This is a genomic window from Syntrophomonas erecta subsp. sporosyntropha, assembly GCF_055395365.1.
In genome coordinates, this window is sequence record NZ_AP042459.1 from 1,612,015 (window position 1) to 1,628,610 (window position 16,596).

Genomic DNA, 16,596 nt, shown 5'->3' on the forward strand with positions numbered 1-16,596 from the left:
CCCTTTAAAGTATTAATGACAGAAGTGTAACAGTTACAATTACATGTTAATGTAACTGTTTCCTCCTGTCAAGTAGGTAAATGTAAAGTTATCTAGTCATTTTAACCTTATATCAAAGGCTAACAGGTTGGTTGTGAATATTCCGGTTTACTCGGATCAGGGAATAGTATAGCTTGTTATGGCTGTAGTGTCAGCAGCCAATCTGGCTAAGTATTCTATTATCGGGTTATGTCTATTTCTTGATATATTTCATATTTTTTAATCCCATTCCATTGAACCAAGTTTCACATAATATTACCTTAATTATTACTAATTATATGCTAAGGTTCCTAATGTAAAAATCAGTGCTTAAAAGTCATCATTTCTTTATACAGGATTTCGACGGGATAATAAAAAATCCTGGGCAAAAAGTATAACCATAAGCATTTATCGCAGAGATGATAAAGTTTATCAAGGGTAGTTTTTTAAATTTTTTAAAGTTATTGAAATATTTTAACCATCCCCCGGCAATATTACTGTTTAGAAGTAAATAAGGGGGTTATCAAGTGTTTAGTGAAATAATAGGTTATTTTAGTGATGAAGAAACGGTACGAGGTATGGTAAAAGAGCTGCATTTATTAGGTTTTGGTACTGAGGATGTTTCGGTAGTAGGGCCGGGAGGGGAGACTAAAACCGGATTTAGCGATGGAGAAAACCTTTGGGGTGACCAGGTGGATGGGCTGTATTTTGTGGAAGGGGGAACTGACACCCTGGTCGGGACGGGATTAGGTGCTGTTGCTGGTGCTGTACTGGGAGCCGGAGCTTTGCTGGTTCCAGGTGCAGGACCATTACTGGCAGCCGGTCCTATTGCCTTGTCCCTGGCCGGAGCAGCTACGGGTGGGATTGTCGGTGCCTTAAGCGGGCTTGGTATACCTGAGGATCGTAGTCAGTATTTTGCTGAAAAAGTGGAAAGCGGTAATTTTCTGGTAGTGGTCAAGGTGGGGGAAGATAAACTGGAAGAAGTATCTTCTCTGCTAAAAAATCGGGGGGCACAGGAAGTAGAAATACACAGCCTTGAGGAGAGCACCGCTTCCCAATGAAGTGGGGTGATTAATTGTGAAATCACAAAGAGCCCGGCAGATCATGGCATCCTTGGGAGTAATCGAAGTACGTTATCAGGGAACACCTGTATGGATCGAACAGGTTAGAAAAGGAGAGGCCCTGGTGCTAAACCTGGAATCAAGGCAAAAGAAATTAGTAGCCTTATCTGAACTGGAAGAATGCTAGGCCGCTAGATTTTCCTGCTTTGGAAACTGCTATACTCATATACCGAAAAATGCCTAGGTAGAAAATAGTATGATACTCTCAAATGTCGTTAATGCTCACTGATCTCCAGATGGTCTGGTAGAATTCCGGTCTATTCTGGAGATTAGGGGGAGAGCTGACAGGTACGGTCTCATCCCTTTTGCATGCCTGTCCCTGATAAGGCTAAAATTAGTGCAGGCTTTCGGATTTTTTAACAGGGGTGATATTTATTTGTAAAAACCAACGAATAATTGTAGCTATTGTACTTATAGGATTTATGCTTCTAATACCAGTTCAAACGGCTATGGCTTATTATCTGGGTGATCGCACCCTGGTTCGGGGTTCACAGGGTTATGATGTGCAGCAGTTGCAAAAGGATCTAGGCTATCTGGGATATTCAGTAGGTGCTATAGATGGTATTTTTGGAGGGCAAACCCAACGGGCCGTGGTAAATTTTCAAGCCCAAAATGGGTTGAAAGTAGATGGAATAGTAGGTCCGGCTACTGCCAGCCTGGTCATCCGTCAGGTGAGCAGTGGGGCCACAACTACTTCGTCAGCTTCCCGGGGAATTTTTTCCCGCTTTTCCCCCCGGGATATATATGATCTGGCCCGGGTAGTTCACGGGGAGGCGCGCGGGGAATCTTTTACTGGTCAGGTGGCAGTGGCGGCCGTAGTCTTGAACCGGTTAAATTGCGGTGATTTTGGTAAAAGTATACAAGATGTCATATATTCACGTGGAGCTTTTACCGCAGTTAGTGACGGGCAATTCTACCTGGAACCTAATTCTTCGGCTTACCGGGCTGTAGAAGCCGCTCTGCGAGGATGGGATCCTACCGGAGGTGCGGTCTACTATTGGAACCCGGTTACCGCCACTAGTAAATGGGTATGGAGCCGTACCATTATTAACCGTATCGGAAAACATGTTTTTGCTATTTAGGTTTACAGAAGCCGAGTGAAATGGAATGAAGCTAAATATTTAAAACATGAACATAATATTGGTGTTGACCTGAAGATTTTATTAAACCGAAAGGCCGACCTAAAAAGGGTGTAAACCGTTTACACCCTTTTTACTACTTAATATATTGGTAGAGGCTATAACCTCTACTGATATTTTTGGCATTATAGCCTAATTGTTTAAGGATACGGATAGCTATATAACTGTGCAGTCCTATCTGGCAGTAAACCAGAACTTCTTTGTCTTTAGGTATATGTTCTGTTGGCGCAGGCTGTCCACGGGAATATTAACGGCTCCTTTAACCACACCTGCTGTTACCTCTTTAGGGGTACGAACATCAATCAAAAAAGCTCCCGAAAGCTCCTGAGGCAATAAGCCGGGTCAAGTCCGGAAGTTCTCCCAACCGGGCTTTCCACACCTGCCTTTCCTATTCCTGGTAAGAATAAATAAGAAGCCTGTATCTAAACTGGCATAGTTGGTAGTAAACACAGGCAAATATGATCATAACCTAAGCCAGATATCGATACAGGCTTTAAACTCACCAGAAGAGTATTAAAAATTATATCTAGAATTCCACCATACGAATCTTATTAGGATCTACCTTTTCAAGTAACTCCAGTTCTTCGGCAGTAGGAGGATCAATGACCGGCACATCGGTTTGAGTTATTTTCCAACCGGTGTTAGCTTTAACTTCATCTAAAGTGGTGTAGGGGAAGATAGCATCTAACTGTAGCATACCATCTTTAAGGCGGAAGATACACAGGTTAGTAACTACGGTAAACTCCTTGGTTGGGTCAGCAGCAGTAGTAGCAAATTGAACCTTTTCCACAAAGGATCTTGTATCGTGTTTCGTCTTCCATATAGTAGTGCGTTTAGTCACTGGAGTCAGGGTGGCACTTCCGGCTCCGCCGGGGAGTCTTACCTTGGGTTTATCATAGGTACCACCTACATAGGACATATTGATCTGGCCCTGAGGATCAACTTGGACCAGGGACAGGAAAGATATATCCACCCGTCCACTACAGGCAAGATCGAAAATTTCATCCAGGCCAAAGTGAGCTACGGTTCCTTCATACTGGTTTTTAGAAAGTGTAGAGCCTATCACGGCAGGTTCTTCCCAATCAGGGTCTACTCCACCGGTAATGTTCACATAGGTGAAGTCTTTACCTAGTGCCTTGGCAAGTTTTATGGCGGTTACGGGAACCGGGGATGCCAGGCCGTGGAATACAACATCTCCTTCTCTAATTTCACGAGCCAGTGCTACACACATCATTTCTGCATGTCCGTATTCCATTATTACGCCCTCCCTTCGGTGATACTAGCCAGATATTCATCGAGGGTTCCGGCTTTAACGGCTTTGCTATAGCCTTTCATAAGCGAATCATCAACTTTATTGTAGTAGGGATAGCAGATACCAGGTTTAGCACCATTGGGTACATGGACTACTGCTTCTACCAGGAAGTAGGGAACGGAGGTTAATTTGGGCTGTTTACGGAAAGTGTCAGTATCTACTATATTTTCCGTAGTGATAATAGTTTTTTTGGCAGCCCGGCTCAGCAATACATCTTGGAAATCGGATCCAAGTATACGGGCATTACCAAATTCATCTGCTTCCTGGACATGAAGAATAGCATAATCAGGTACCAGTGCTTTACATACTACTACTTTTTGGCCGTCAAAGGGGCTTTCCATCACCTGGAAGAAATCGGGACGTAAGTCCAGCAGTTCACTCCGCCACATACCGCCAACCGGTAAGAAAGGTACACCGTATGCTCCCGCACGGAGAGCAGCGATCTGGGCAGTTCAGGAGCCTTCGACAGCCTTAATGGTACCACCCTGGCAGCCCTGTCTCATACCTGCTGCCAATCCATACTCATTTTCGAAACCAAAGAATCCAAAATAGGCGGTATCAGCAGCCCCGGCTGCACATAAAACATCACTAGCCAGACCGGGGGCTGCTCCACAAACCTTAAGGCCGCTGCGGTTAGCTTTAGCCAGCTCAAATGCAAAGGCGGCCGGGGTACGATGTAGAGCGTTTCCGCCCAGAGCTAACAGTTGATTATCTTCAATAAGACCAACTGCGTCAGCCATGGACATGACTTTGTTTTTCATACTTGATCCTCCCTTTTTTGTATTCTACTACGGCAGTCCACGTTAATTGCTTTAACCAGTTCCGGGGTCATTACCGCAGTCAATGTACGGTAAATGCGGACAAAGAAATATGCCAGGGCTACTATGAAATATGGCGAAATGGTGCTTAGCAATACCATTAGATTTCGACATGACTGAGTCCCCCTCCTATTTTTTTGTCCAGCCATATGAGGCAGGTTACCGGAGGATACGGCCTGAGGCCGCTCCTCCACTACCATAGACTAATTTCTGGAACCCTGATCGGAAACTAAGCCGAGGTTTACTCTGGAAATTTCCTGAAGGTATTCCTGAATGGTTGTAACCTGCTGAAGTAAAAGGAGCGTTTATTTTTTACGCAGTGAGCCGGTGACATCAATCTCGCGGAGATTTTTAAGCTCTTGTTCAGTGGGTTCGGGAACTACTTTAACATCAGGGGAAATCTTCAGATCCCAGCCGGTGTTTTCCTTAATTTCATCTATAGTTGCGAAGGGGAAATAGGCGTCTAGGTAGAATTCCTTGGTAACCGGATCAGGCCGTAAAATTCCCAGGGTAGTAATAATGGCAGACGGGCCACCACCGACAAAACCATATTTTTCCCGAGCGTTTCCGCCATCGATATATCCGGGTGAGGAAATGTAGTCTACCTTCTCTACGAAGCGTTTTCTTTGATGGTTGGCCATAATGATATACTTTTTAGCACCTACCGCGATTTCGTTAGCACCACCACTACCATTCAGCCGTACCCGGGGCAGGGTATATTTACCTACCTCCCAGGGCCGATTGCCTGGTTCCCAGATACCGGTAGTGTTAACATTACCGAATTTGTCAATCTGAGCTGCACCGATAACGGCATTGTCAACCCGGCCGGAGGCGACCAGGCAGCCTAAAGCGTCTATAGCATTAGTAAAACTGGTGGCATTCGCCGAGATACGGGTACATTCAATACCCCAGGGAAGTCCACCTACAGGAGTGGAACCAAAAACGCCACCTTCAGTAAAGGCAATTAGATTGGGGGCATGGTTCTTCTGAGCAAAGAATCCGGCCAGCATACTTAAGCCAACGCCGAATATAGCCAGCTCACCATCGGAAAACTCTCTACCTGTGGCAATAGCCATCATTTCTTGTCTGGTATAATCCATGAATCTTACCTCCTCTCCATAAGGGCCTTAATATCAGCATCTGACTTAATCCATTTACGGTATGGATCCATCAAGAATGCTGTTGGGGTAGCGGTAATCTTTTCTATTCTTTCCTTACCCAATAGTGCCAGCCATTCGTCAACATCATTAAAGCCTTTAACCCATTTTTCAATATATTCCTGAGTTCCTTCCTCAGTCTTAAGTGCTTTGTTCATAGCAAACATGGCTTCCTCATCGGAATCATAAACACCTACCGAGCACTGGGGCCAGACACCGAAAGGCCAGTAAACAACTGCATCAACAACTACATCAGGGATTCTTACCAGGTTAGGAAATTGTCTCATACAGTCAGTATCCACTATATAGTCAGCCTGAAGAACTACCTTCTCAGCTGCTCTGGACAGCTCGTACCGGCTCCATTCAGTGCCTAGCATTATGGCATTACCATATATATCAGCCATAGTTACATGGATAGTTGCTACATCAGGTTTAAGGGCAGTAAATACGCCGCATTCTTTACCTGTAAAGGGGTCCTTAACTCTAGGAATCTTAGTAGTACTAGGATACTCATCTGGCCTATCTGCACAGCACCATTCCTGGTCACAGCCTACATTAATGGTGGCGGGAACGAAGGGCCAGTTCAGTGCTCCGGCTAACAAACGCATAGGAATACTACCATTAGAGTAGTCTTCCAGAATCATCTGGCCTTGTTCAACAACTCTTTTCAAACCACTGGCAAATCCATATACTTCAAGACCGGAGAATCCTACTTCCATTCTCTTTAAGCATCCCGCCGCTGCCAACAGGTTAGACTGCTGGGTATTACAGTTAGAGATGATGTTTATGTCTTTCCGACCCTGTCTTACCATTTCGCGTCCAAATGAGATGGAGTCACTACCAACTGGAAGAGCTCCTCCGTGGGCGTAAGCCATACCGTCCCAGGTGTATTTTTCTACTGCTTCTTTCATAGATATTAGCTTGTTACGCAAATGGATTCCCTCCTTTTTTCCTTGTATCTGCTTTTTTACTAGGAGATTTTGCTTTAAACTATAAGTACCTAATATTTTGTATTAGGGCTGTCTTACCATGGGACAGCCTTTTTTTTCACCTCCTTCTTTACAACACAACTGGCTCAATACCAGGTCACCTGTGTCTCGGGGGGAGACTGATAGCGGTGAATCCTGATGTCTATTTCGTATAACATCTACACCCCTGGCCGGGCGGGCAACTTAATTTCTTAAACGAGTCCTTTGCTGCGAAGCAGGGGAAGGGGACTAGTCAACAGGCGTTTTAACCCGACCTGGCTGGGTGAATAGCCAAAAGCCAGGCCCATTAATTGGGTAAAGTAAATGATAGGAAGATCATAATTTACCCCGCGATCAGTTGAGATAGCTGGTTGGCGGGTATCCAGGTTAGCCTGGCACATGGGGCAGGCGACTACAATGGCTTCGGCACCTGCCTGGCGGGCTGCTTCCAGTATCTCACCACTCAGATCCACCACAATTTCAGTCTGGGAGGCGGCAAAACCACCTCCACAACATTCAGCTTTATGGGACCAGTTGACTGTATCTGCACCCAAGGCCTGGAGCAGCAGGTCAAGAGTGATAGGTTGTTCCGGGTCATCAAAACCGGTAATCTTGAAGGGGCGAGTAATCAGACAGCCATAGTAAGCAGCCAGTTTTAGTCCTTGTAATGGTTTAATTACATTTTTTTCGATACCCTCAACACCTACTTCTTCCAAAATCAACTGCAACAGGTGTTGTACCTGTATATCTACAGGAGGGGGAGCTTCCATCAATCTTTCCATTTCTGCTGCTAATCTAGGGTTCTTGCGAAGATCGTGGGAGGCCATCTTTAATCGGCTGTAACATCCGGCACAAGGCGAGGTTACCTTAGTAAGCTGCATCTTTTTAACCAGGGCAAGATTACGGGTATTTAAACCTGTAGTCAGATAATGATCAAGACTGTGGGCAGCCGTGGCACCGCAGCAGTTCCAATCGGTAACCTCCTGGAGCGTAACCCCCAGGTGTTTACAAGTTAAACGGGTAGATATATCAAATTCACGGGCCATAGCATGCAAAGAACATCCTGGGAAATATGCTATATTCACTGACTTCCCCCCCTCCCAGTAGACCGGTTACTAAAAATCTGGTGAATTTTGGCTATATTTTTGACCCGGGGAGCCAAAGGATTTAGCTTGCCCTTAAAAAACATCCTGCGTCCCAAGTCAGCATCTTTAAAATATTGTTTAGTTTTTAAATTGAAGGATATCGCTAAAGGCGCTTCTGCAACCCGACCGGTTTTAGAAATAGACTTAAGCATGAGTTCATGAAAAAGCTTTACCTCTTCCCGGGTGGCAGGAACCCCTTTGTAATAGGCTTTTTCCCGGAGATAATCCATAATGCGGGGAATATCTATTCCGGAAGGACAACGATCCACGCACAACTGGCAGGATAGACAAACCCATATGGCATCCAGGTGGAGAAGCTTTTCTTCCTGCCCCAGCTTAATCAGCTGAATGATTTTACGGGGAGTAAAGTCAAAAATGTGTCCATTAGAACATCCCCCTGAGCATTTACCACACTCCATGCAGGTGGAGATATCCACCGAACAGTTTTGCAAAATCTCCTCTTGTAAAGCAGGATTAACCTGATCAAGACGTAAGGGTGTGTAAAAATCGGCACTCATTTAATCCCCTCCCATATCTTGATTAAACAGGTCTATTACATTAGCTGCTGCTGCTGCTCCCTGGTGCTGGGCACCGGCTGCTTCAACGGCAAATCCACACCCGCCGGCAAAGAAAACCCGGTCGTTAGCCATTACTGGTTCGCCATAGAGGGGTTCAATAAAACCGTACTCATCGGTAGCTGCGCCTAGCATACCAGCTAAAGAAGCTGTTTCTTTACGGGGGACTATAGCCGCAGCCAGGACCACCATGTCTACCGCAACTTCGATAGGTATTCCCATAAGGGTATCTTCGGCCCTTATTAATAAGCGATCATTTTCCGGTATGACTTTGGCTGGACGTCCCCGCACATACCGTACCTTCCGTTGCTCAATGACATTACGAACAAATTCCTCATATTCCTTTCCGGTGGCCCGGTAATCCATATAGAAAACATAGCATTTTGTTTCCGGATTAATTTCTTTGGTAACTCCGGCCTGTTTGGCAGTATACATACAGCAGATTTTTGAACAGTAAGGGTTACCTTTGGACCTATCCCGTGATCCTACACATTTGAAAAAGGCTACCGCCTGAGGTGGCCTGGTATTAGTTTCTGCCCACTTTTTAAGGAGTGCTTCGTATTCCAGGGAATTAACTACATTAGGATATATGCCATATCCATATTCGCCATATACGGACGCATCGAAGAGGTCAAATCCGGTGGCAATAACTACTGCCTGTACCTGGTCTCTTTTTATCTTTCCATCGGCAGAAGCTAAATTAACATTAAACAATTCCCCGTTACGCTGGCAGGATTCTAAAGTAGTACTGGTCATAATCTCGACGAAAGGGTTATTTTTAAGCTGCTTTATTTTATAGTTCACCAGTTTTTGAGGGTTTTCCCAGCGGGGAAAACTGCTGTACAGGCTATTCATAGTTCCTCCCAGGATTGGTTCTTTCTCCACCAGAACCACCCGGTAATTGGCCTGGGCCACCTTAAGTGCTGCTTCCATACCTGCCAGGCCGCCGCCTATGATTAATGCTGTAGAGGTTTGCTTGCTCATCGGCTACTCTCCTTTCCCAATTCCTAGTTTATTTAGCACCCCGTCCAGGGAGACGGAATTGGCTTCAAAACCAAGCTTTTGCACGGGGACTCCCAGTGCCAGGGCTATGAGTTGACCCAGGTCAATAACCGGGATATTAAATACTCCCATACCGCGTTTAGCCAGGTTAGCTTGTTCCCGGTCCAGGGCAGTATTACAGCCCGGGCAGACGGTAGTCATTAGCTCCACCCCTTCATCGGCGGCGCTTTTAAATTTCTTATAAAGGTGGGGCTGAACCGTTTCTTCTTTATGGGTGAAGCCTCTCCCTACGGAATAGCCGCAGCAGGCCTGGCGTTCTTTGAAAAATACCGGAGTTCCTCCCATGGCAGCAATAATCTCTTCGTGGAAAGTAGGATATCCTCCATCATCCAGAATTTCATATTGCTTAGCTAGATAGTGGCAACCATAATGGACCCCTACCCGTAATCCGGTAAGTGGACGTACTACTTTTTCAGCAATCCGGTCTTTAAGGAGATAATACAACTCCTGGACGTGATGAATACCGGTATTCCCCTGGTACTCGTATCCAAAGGACTCGATTAAGTGGTTAGCCATCTTTAGATAGGCGGGATTATGAAGCATAATATGCGATAATTCGCTGAGATAGCCGTAACAGCCATTACAAAAAGCGTACGTATCCAATTGATGTTTTTCTACGATAGCTAAATTGCGTGCTGTAACTGCCAAGGATAATTCCGGGGTGTACCCGGAGCAGGTAAGTAGATACCCGGAACAGCAGGTCTGATCTGGGTCCATGACTATGTTGATCCCGAGAATCTTAAACACTTCTTTAATAGCATTTTCGGTTCCCGGATACTCCATGCTGCCAGTACAACTGCGGAATAGGAAGATCGATTCGGGGATTTCTGGAAATAATTCTTCCGGCTTTACTACCCGCTGTTTATTCATCAACGATCCTCCCTTCCAAATACTTTAGTTTAACTGGTTTTTCCTGATCTTCATCAAAACTATCCAGCCAGGCGGTGGTACCCGTTATGTCAAATAGGGCTTGATACTCATTTTTAGCCTTTTCAGAAATTTCCGGCCAAGGTTCTGCTCCTATGGAAGAGCGCATTTTCATAATTCGCTCCCGTCCTCTGGAACTACCCGGGGTAAAAGTTAAGCCTTCTTCCCGGGCCCGCAGGGCAAATTTCTTAAAAGGAAGGAAGTACTTGAGCCCGTAGTGTTCCTCGATAGCCCGGTAACGGATTTGCATCATGAGCAATGGAAAATGAATATCCATGGGGCAAACCGTATAACAACCTGCACACCAGAAGCATCGCCATATTTCCTCACTATCCAACCAGCGTTCTTTATTTCCGGTTAGAATATCCTGAATTATTTGACGAGGATTATATGAAGGGGTAAGGCTAGCTACCGGGCACTGGCCTACACACTTTCCGCAGGCCAGGCAGCTATCCAGGTTTTCTACCAGTTTGTAGGTGTCTACCTTATGATAAAGGTCATTTACCCAGCTACTAGATTGTTCTCTCGGCAAAAGGCCCATCTCCTTTTCCAGTTACAAGACTGTTATTTTCCGTTCTTGGTGATTTATAAATGCAAGTTACATGCCAGCCTGGTAAAAATCCCCGCTATACTTGATACCACCGGAACTTATAGAAAAAAGGGAAAAAAAAACAGGTGTCAGATTATTAGATAATGTCTAACAATTTGACACCTGTTTGACAGTGTCTTATAAAAAAGAAAATAATTAACCTAAACCTATTGGGGAATATCTAGAACCTTTAATTTGTAATACAGGGTACTACGTGGTATACCCAGCAATTGAGCTGCTTGCGCTTTATTATAATGGCACTCCTTAAGGGCCTTAAGTATAACTTGCCGTTCATGTCGATTCATAAGATTATCCAGTCCTTTAGTAGTTTCACCGGTACTAAGAGAATCGGCAGTGGTTGAGGGTTCACTAGATTCCTCTGCTTGCAGGGTTTCCATTACTCCGGCTTCGGATAGTGATTTTAGATTAATAAAGTTATCTTCCATAAGGATGATAACACTTTCTAAAAGGTTGCGCAGCTGGCGAACATTACCGGGCCAGTCATAAGCCTGGAAAACTTTCATAACCTCCGGGGTTACACCGGTAACCGGGCGTTTGTATATACAGACTAATTCCTTAATAAAGCGTTCCACCAAACCGGGAATATCATCTTTACGCTGGCGTAATGGGGGGATTTCCAGGTTGACTACATTTAATCGGTAAAAAAGGTCTTCCCGGAATTTACCTTCCTGAACCTGTTCTGATAACTTACGGTTAGTAGCCGCTATAACCCGAACATCGACTTCGATGGGATTAGTTCCCCCTACCCGGTAAAAACGCCTTTCTTGCAGGATGCGCAACAATTTAGCCTGCATTTCCAAAGGAAGTTCCCCAATTTCGTCCAGGAATATGGTGCCCCCGCTGGCTATCTCAAATTTACCCTGGCGTCCTGACCGGTTAGCCCCGGTAAAGGTGCCACCCTCGTAGCCAAACATTTCGCTCTCAAACAGATTTTCTGGAATAGCACTACAATTAACTTCTACAAAGGGGCGCCGGGAGCGCAGGCTGTTCTGATATATTTCATAAGCCAGGACTTCTTTACCAGTACCGCTTTCCCCTTGAATGAGAACGGTAGCATCAGTTTGACCAACTCTCCTGGCCTGAGCCAGTATCCGTTGGGTTTTAAGGTTAACCGTGTAAAAAAGGCCGTTAGTTTGTTCTTCTCGATAGCCTATACTGCGTTCCAGGTGTTTGACCATGGTGGTGGCTTCATCTAATTTTTCCATAAGGGTTATAGAACGACTTACATTCATAGTGGTGCAAACAGCCCCTACCATTAATCCGCCGGGTAGTTTTACAGGAACGGCATTCCGTATGGCATGTACACCTGGAGATAGTTCACAGAAGATGTGGCGGTGGGATTTTCCGGTTTGGATTACGTTTAACAACAGGTCTTCAGGAAAGAATTCCTGGAGGGGTTTCCCCAGGATTTGCCGGGCATCAACCTTAAAAATTTTTTCGGCTCCCTGGTTCCAAAAAGTTACTAAGCCATCACAATTGACAACCTGGATGGCTTCAGCGATATTTTCCATCACTGCATACATGTGTTCTCCCAGCATTTCCAGCCGGGAAGAAAAACCGTTACAAACATCTTTAGCGGTTAAAATTCCTACTATATGTCCATCCTTGTCCAGTACCGGTAGGCGGCCAATGCCTTTAAGACGCATTAAATCCCTAGCCTGGGTCAGTTCTTCCGTTGTAACTGTAGTAAATATTTCCTTAGGGCAAATATTGATGGCAGGAGTTGTCCGGGGTGTACCGGCGGAAAGTTCCCTGAGCAGGTGTTCTTTAGTAATTAAGCCTAACGGGTGATGGCTGTGGTTTGTTACTACCACTTCGTCCCAGTGATTATCGAGCATATGGGTTAAAACATCTTTTAAAGGAGTATGTTCTTCTACCTGGCCGAAATCCTGAGTCATCGCTTCAGCAACACAAATATCTGTCATACGCAGGTCATTCTTCAAAAGGAGTCCTCCTTTCAGAACGGTCCCTCACTATTATTACACTTGTACACACTTGCTGCGGAAAAGGAAGGTGGTTATGAACAGTCTACCTCAATCTAAACATTAAAGATATTTCGCCAAAAACGGATTTAATATTTAACTGGGATATACTCCTAATTTTTGCCGGAATAATTTACTAACTCAGGGTATCTAGAAAGATCTTTAGTGTCAGTTGGTCAAAAAGAACCATACGAATTAGATGTATAGATTTGGCTTCAGTCGCAAAAGGAAGGATAGTTTGCCAAGTAATCTGGGCCGCCTCCTGCATGGGGTAACCAAATATTCCGGTACTGATGGCAGGAAAGGCAATACTGCTAATCTGGAGTTTTTCAGCCAGTTCCAGGGACTGGCGGTAACAGGAGGCCAGCAGAACATCTTCAGGATGGTCTTTACCATAGACGGGCCCCAAACAATGGATAACATACTTATTGGGAAGTTGATGGCCCCTGGTGATAACGGCCTGCCCGGGGCGAATTGGTGCCAGCGGGCGGCATTCTTCTTCCAGTCCGGGACCGGCAGCACGGTGAATAGCTCCGGCGACTCCCCCTCCCTTGACTAACTGGGCGTTGGCAGCATTTACTATCGCTTCTACGTCCTTCAGAGAGGTTATGTCTCCTGCTACTATTTCAACCCATACTTGCGAAATTTTCACCCGCATAATATTAACCTCCTAACCCTAATCATATAATAAGTTTAGATTATAGGGCAATAAGTAAATATTTGCCGATTTTGTAGTACACCTGCGGAAAAAACAAAATTCCACCAAAAAAATTGAAAAAAACATAGAATTTGATTATACTGATATGATAGTAAAAAAGTAGGGAGGGGTAGCCCTCAGAAGGAGTGGAAGGACAATGGCTGACAATATCAAGGTAGAACTAACCACATCACCAAAGCAGAAACCGGACCCCAACAACCTGCACTTTGGGGAGCTTTTCACGGACCACATGTTTGTAATGGACTATACCGAGGGGCGCGGGTGGCATGATCCTCGCATTATCCCTTATCAGCCGCTGGTATTAGACCCTTCATGCATGATTTTTCATTATGGTCAGGCTATTTTCGAAGGGTTAAAGGCGTATAAGTCCAAGGATAGTAGGGTATTGCTATTTAGACCTCAAAAAAATATGGAGAGGGTTAACATATCTAATGACCGTTTGTGTATTCCTCCCATCGATCCTGAATTTGCAGTACAAGCTATACGCAAACTGGTAGATCTTGAAAAGGATTGGATTCCTCAGGCCGAAGGAACATCTCTTTATATTAGGCCTTTTATCATAGCGACTGATTCTTATTTAGGGGTTAGACCTTCAAAAACATTTAAATTTATGGTCATATTATCACCAGTAGGTGCCTATTATCCTGAGGGTATTGATCCGGTGAAAATCTATGTGGAAAGCTTTTATGTTCGTGCAGTAAAAGGGGGAGTCGGTTTCGCAAAAACCCCTGGAAATTATGCAGCCAGCATTAAGGCCCAGATGGAGGCTCATGAAAAAGGTTATACTCAAGTATTGTGGTTAGACGGTGTAGAAAAGAAGTATGTAGAAGAAGTTGGAACTATGAATGTATTTTTTAAGATTAATGGTGAAGTGGTAACTCCGGCTTTGGAAGGCAGTATCTTGGCCGGAGTAACCCGGGATTCTACTATTGATCTGCTGAAAAACTGGGGAGTGCCAGTAACAGAAAGGCGTATAAGTATTCAGGAAATCTATGATGCCCATGAACAGGGTACCCTGGAAGAGGCCTTTGGCACCGGAACAGCAGCAGTTATTTCTCCTATTGGGGAATTAAACTGGGATGGAAAGATTATCGAAATCAATAAGGGTGAAATCGGTGAGATATCTTCCCGCATTTATCATAGTATAACTGGTATACAAAAAGGTGAACTAGAGGATCCCTTTGGATGGACGGTAGAAGTATAATTTATATCAACTAGACAAATTATTAGGAAAGCTCCCGTTAACGGGAGCTTTCCTAATTTTTATAAACTTTGCTTGTGAACATGGGTATACTATTCTGTCTTATAAATCCTGCTTATATATTTTTATAATCTATGGATAGGCTATGGATAGGTTAAATTAGAAGGCAAAAACGGTATAATTCTTTTCTTAAGGGTCCAATGGAATCACCGAATCTGTTTTTTAATATTTCAATCTAGCAGGATTTTAGGTAATATTTCGCGTAATATTTTATATTAAGTAATATTAAATTAAATAAAGCAAGGTTCGACATTTAAGGCACATTATAATTATCAAATTCAGCTTTAAGGCGGTGGCATAAATGATAATAATACCAGCAGAGGACCTTGTGCCGGGTATGGTGGTTGCTCAATCTATTATAGATGCAAACCATCGGGTATTGTTGACTAGTGGACAAGTATTAACCTATAAATACATAATCAGGATACAGGAACTCGGCATTCCCGGGGTTTATATTCAAGAAGATCTGGGTATAGAAGAGGCTCCCCGTCTGGTTAGTGCTACAACGGTTTGTAAAGCTACCCAAACTCTTAAATATAGTATCGATAACTACTGGCGTACTAATTGTCTTAATGTGGGATGTTTACGCTCCCAGGTAGATGCCATTATCGGTGAATTAGTGCAGAATCAAGGCCTGGTGATTGGTTTAACCGATCTTAAAAGTTATGATGACTATACTTACGAACATAGTGTCCAGGTCTGTATTATTTCACTTCTGATTGGAATTACCAAGGGATATAATAGTATTCGTTTACAGGAGATCGGCATGGGGGCTTTGTTACACGACATAGGCAAAACCAGGGTTTCTCCGGAGATTATCAATAAACCCGGGTCATTGACGGTGGAAGAGCGGAAGATTATCAACCGTCATACCTGGGAAGGTTTTAATATCATGCGTAATAGCTGGCAAATTTCCCTGTTTTCCGCTCATGTCGCCTTACAGCATCACGAGCGCTTGGATGGTAGCGGCTATCCCCGGGCTATAAAGGGGGAAAACATTCATGAATATGCTCAGATAGCAGCAGTTGCCGATGTTTATGATGCCCTTGTTTCTGATCGGCCTTATCGCTCTGGATATACTAACCAGGAAGCCCTGGCGATTATTAACCGGCAAAAGGGAAATTTACTTTCCTTAGATATTGTGGATATATTAGAGGCTCATGTCAGCTTATATCCACCGGGGGCCATGGTAGAGCTCAATACCGGAGATCTGGCTATAGTTGTGGTAGATAACCCGGAACAACCTTGTAGTCCTAAGGTGAGATTGTTATTTGATGCTAATGGGCAGGTTTACTGCCGGGAAATAGTCGACTTGGCTGTTTATGAGCGTATTAAGGTGGTGCGGATGTTAAAAACCGCAGAAGCTGGACATGAAATCAGTCGTTATTTTCAGTTAAAGTCTAACCAGTTAGCCGCTTCCAGGGTTATTTGAGCTTAAAGGTCTCATTCATCCGGCTAAATAATGGCAGGGGTTGATTGGTTTTGTCGTTTATTGGAGGTGGATGACTAATGGTTGAATATCTTTTTGAAGTGCTAAACGTTACGCCAGTAAAGGGACAGAAGCTGGCCGGGAGTAAAGACTATGATACCCGGGTAGTGGTTAAGCGCAATGGTAAGATGATATTTGACCAGGTAATCAGGGTGCGTAAAAACCGGGCCGGTATCTTTCCTGATCCTGAGCCGATTAGAAAGAAAATCGCCGCCCCTGCCCTGCAAAAAGAGCTTACAGAAAAAATAAAAACCTTTATTAAAAAACAGAAATAATATCGTCGTTACTATTGGC

20 protein-coding genes are annotated in these 16,596 nt (G+C 44.4%); 6 read left to right on the plus strand and 14 right to left on the minus strand.

All coding sequences use genetic code 11. The features are described 5' to 3' along the window. The first annotated feature begins 545 nt into the window (after positions 1–545). From ACZ5Q0_RS07940 to sleB, 3 genes are all read left to right on the plus strand, one after another. Positions 546–1,079, plus strand: coding sequence for a hypothetical protein (locus tag ACZ5Q0_RS07940; RefSeq protein ID WP_446818584.1), 534 nt, complete (start codon positions 546–548; stop codon positions 1,077–1,079). A gap of 16 nt (positions 1,080–1,095) precedes the next feature. Further along, positions 1,096–1,266 (plus strand): small, acid-soluble spore protein, H family, encoded by a 171-nt coding sequence (locus tag ACZ5Q0_RS07945; protein ID WP_446818583.1) that lies wholly within the window; start codon positions 1,096–1,098, stop codon positions 1,264–1,266. Between the two features lie 238 nt (positions 1,267–1,504). Next, on the plus strand, positions 1,505–2,221 hold the full coding sequence (gene sleB, locus ACZ5Q0_RS07950; RefSeq protein ID WP_464827096.1) for a spore cortex-lytic enzyme: 717 nt from the start codon (positions 1,505–1,507) through the stop codon (positions 2,219–2,221). 133 nt (positions 2,222–2,354) lie between these two features. Here the strand turns inward: sleB and ACZ5Q0_RS07955 are convergent, their stop codons facing one another. The 14 genes from ACZ5Q0_RS07955 to ACZ5Q0_RS08020 all read right to left on the minus strand — a co-directional run bounded on the left by ACZ5Q0_RS07955 (position 2,355) and on the right by ACZ5Q0_RS08020 (position 13,492). Further along, complete coding sequence (locus tag ACZ5Q0_RS07955) at positions 2,355–2,492, minus strand: rhodanese-like domain-containing protein (protein WP_447182880.1); 138 nt, start codon at positions 2,490–2,492, stop codon at positions 2,355–2,357. Beyond that, a complete protein-coding gene (locus ACZ5Q0_RS07960) occupies positions 2,453–2,584 on the minus strand; it encodes a rhodanese-like domain-containing protein (RefSeq protein WP_446818581.1) in 132 nt (43 codons plus the stop codon). Before ACZ5Q0_RS07960 ends, ACZ5Q0_RS07955 begins: the two co-directional genes overlap by 40 nt. Before the next feature lie 220 nt (positions 2,585–2,804). Continuing rightward, on the minus strand, positions 2,805–3,533 hold the full coding sequence (locus ACZ5Q0_RS07965; RefSeq protein WP_446818580.1) for a CoA-transferase subunit beta: 729 nt from the start codon (positions 3,531–3,533) through the stop codon (positions 2,805–2,807). A 2-nt stretch (positions 3,534–3,535) separates the two neighbouring features. Continuing rightward, complete coding sequence (locus ACZ5Q0_RS07970) at positions 3,536–3,979, minus strand: CoA-transferase (protein ID WP_464827097.1); 444 nt, start codon at positions 3,977–3,979, stop codon at positions 3,536–3,538. A gap of 63 nt (positions 3,980–4,042) precedes the next feature. After that, entirely contained in the window at positions 4,043–4,351 is a 309-nt protein-coding gene (locus ACZ5Q0_RS07975; protein ID WP_464827098.1) for a CoA transferase, read from the minus strand. A gap of 362 nt (positions 4,352–4,713) precedes the next feature. Continuing rightward, positions 4,714–5,508, minus strand: coding sequence for a CoA-transferase subunit beta (locus ACZ5Q0_RS07980; protein ID WP_446818579.1), 795 nt, complete (start codon positions 5,506–5,508; stop codon positions 4,714–4,716). A 5-nt stretch (positions 5,509–5,513) separates the two neighbouring features. Then, the gene (locus tag ACZ5Q0_RS07985) at positions 5,514–6,497 is read right to left on the minus strand and encodes a CoA transferase subunit A (protein ID WP_447182398.1); all 984 of its coding nucleotides are present in this window, start codon (positions 6,495–6,497) and stop codon (positions 5,514–5,516) included. 248 nt (positions 6,498–6,745) lie between these two features. Next, positions 6,746–7,618: a CoB--CoM heterodisulfide reductase iron-sulfur subunit B family protein gene (locus ACZ5Q0_RS07990; protein WP_446818577.1), complete on the minus strand. Its 873-nt coding sequence runs from the start codon at positions 7,616–7,618 to the stop codon at positions 6,746–6,748. Continuing rightward, positions 7,615–8,196 carry a 4Fe-4S dicluster domain-containing protein gene (locus ACZ5Q0_RS07995; RefSeq protein ID WP_446818576.1) on the minus strand — a complete coding sequence of 194 codons (582 nt, stop codon included), beginning with the start codon at positions 8,194–8,196 and terminating at the stop codon, positions 7,615–7,617. The genes ACZ5Q0_RS07990 and ACZ5Q0_RS07995 overlap by 4 nt, the downstream gene beginning before the upstream one ends. Continuing rightward, positions 8,197–9,237 (minus strand): FAD-dependent oxidoreductase, encoded by a 1,041-nt coding sequence (locus tag ACZ5Q0_RS08000; protein ID WP_446818575.1) that lies wholly within the window; start codon positions 9,235–9,237, stop codon positions 8,197–8,199. 3 nt (positions 9,238–9,240) lie between these two features. Continuing rightward, on the minus strand, positions 9,241–10,185 hold the full coding sequence (locus tag ACZ5Q0_RS08005) for a CoB--CoM heterodisulfide reductase iron-sulfur subunit B family protein (RefSeq protein ID WP_446818574.1): 945 nt from the start codon (positions 10,183–10,185) through the stop codon (positions 9,241–9,243). After that, positions 10,178–10,774, minus strand: a complete 597-nt coding sequence (locus tag ACZ5Q0_RS08010) for a 4Fe-4S dicluster domain-containing protein (RefSeq protein WP_447182399.1) — start codon at positions 10,772–10,774, stop codon at positions 10,178–10,180. The genes ACZ5Q0_RS08005 and ACZ5Q0_RS08010 overlap by 8 nt, the downstream gene beginning before the upstream one ends. Positions 10,775–10,998: 224 nt before the next feature. Then, positions 10,999–12,795 (minus strand): sigma 54-interacting transcriptional regulator, encoded by a 1,797-nt coding sequence (locus tag ACZ5Q0_RS08015; RefSeq protein WP_446818572.1) that lies wholly within the window; start codon positions 12,793–12,795, stop codon positions 10,999–11,001. A 175-nt stretch (positions 12,796–12,970) separates the two neighbouring features. After that, positions 12,971–13,492 carry a macro domain-containing protein gene (locus tag ACZ5Q0_RS08020; protein WP_446818571.1) on the minus strand — a complete coding sequence of 174 codons (522 nt, stop codon included), beginning with the start codon at positions 13,490–13,492 and terminating at the stop codon, positions 12,971–12,973. Positions 13,493–13,688: 196 nt separating this feature from the next. Between ACZ5Q0_RS08020 and ACZ5Q0_RS08025 the strand changes: the two genes are divergently transcribed. The 3 genes from ACZ5Q0_RS08025 to ACZ5Q0_RS08035 all read left to right on the plus strand — a co-directional run bounded on the left by ACZ5Q0_RS08025 (position 13,689) and on the right by ACZ5Q0_RS08035 (position 16,577). Then, the gene (locus ACZ5Q0_RS08025) at positions 13,689–14,756 is read left to right on the plus strand and encodes a branched-chain amino acid aminotransferase (protein WP_446818570.1); all 1,068 of its coding nucleotides are present in this window, start codon (positions 13,689–13,691) and stop codon (positions 14,754–14,756) included. A 358-nt stretch (positions 14,757–15,114) separates the two neighbouring features. Next, positions 15,115–16,245, plus strand: a complete 1,131-nt coding sequence (locus ACZ5Q0_RS08030) for an HD domain-containing phosphohydrolase (protein ID WP_446818569.1) — start codon at positions 15,115–15,117, stop codon at positions 16,243–16,245. A 77-nt stretch (positions 16,246–16,322) separates the two neighbouring features. Next, positions 16,323–16,577, plus strand: coding sequence for a hypothetical protein (locus ACZ5Q0_RS08035; RefSeq protein ID WP_446818568.1), 255 nt, complete (start codon positions 16,323–16,325; stop codon positions 16,575–16,577). Positions 16,578–16,596: the final 19 nt, after the last annotated feature.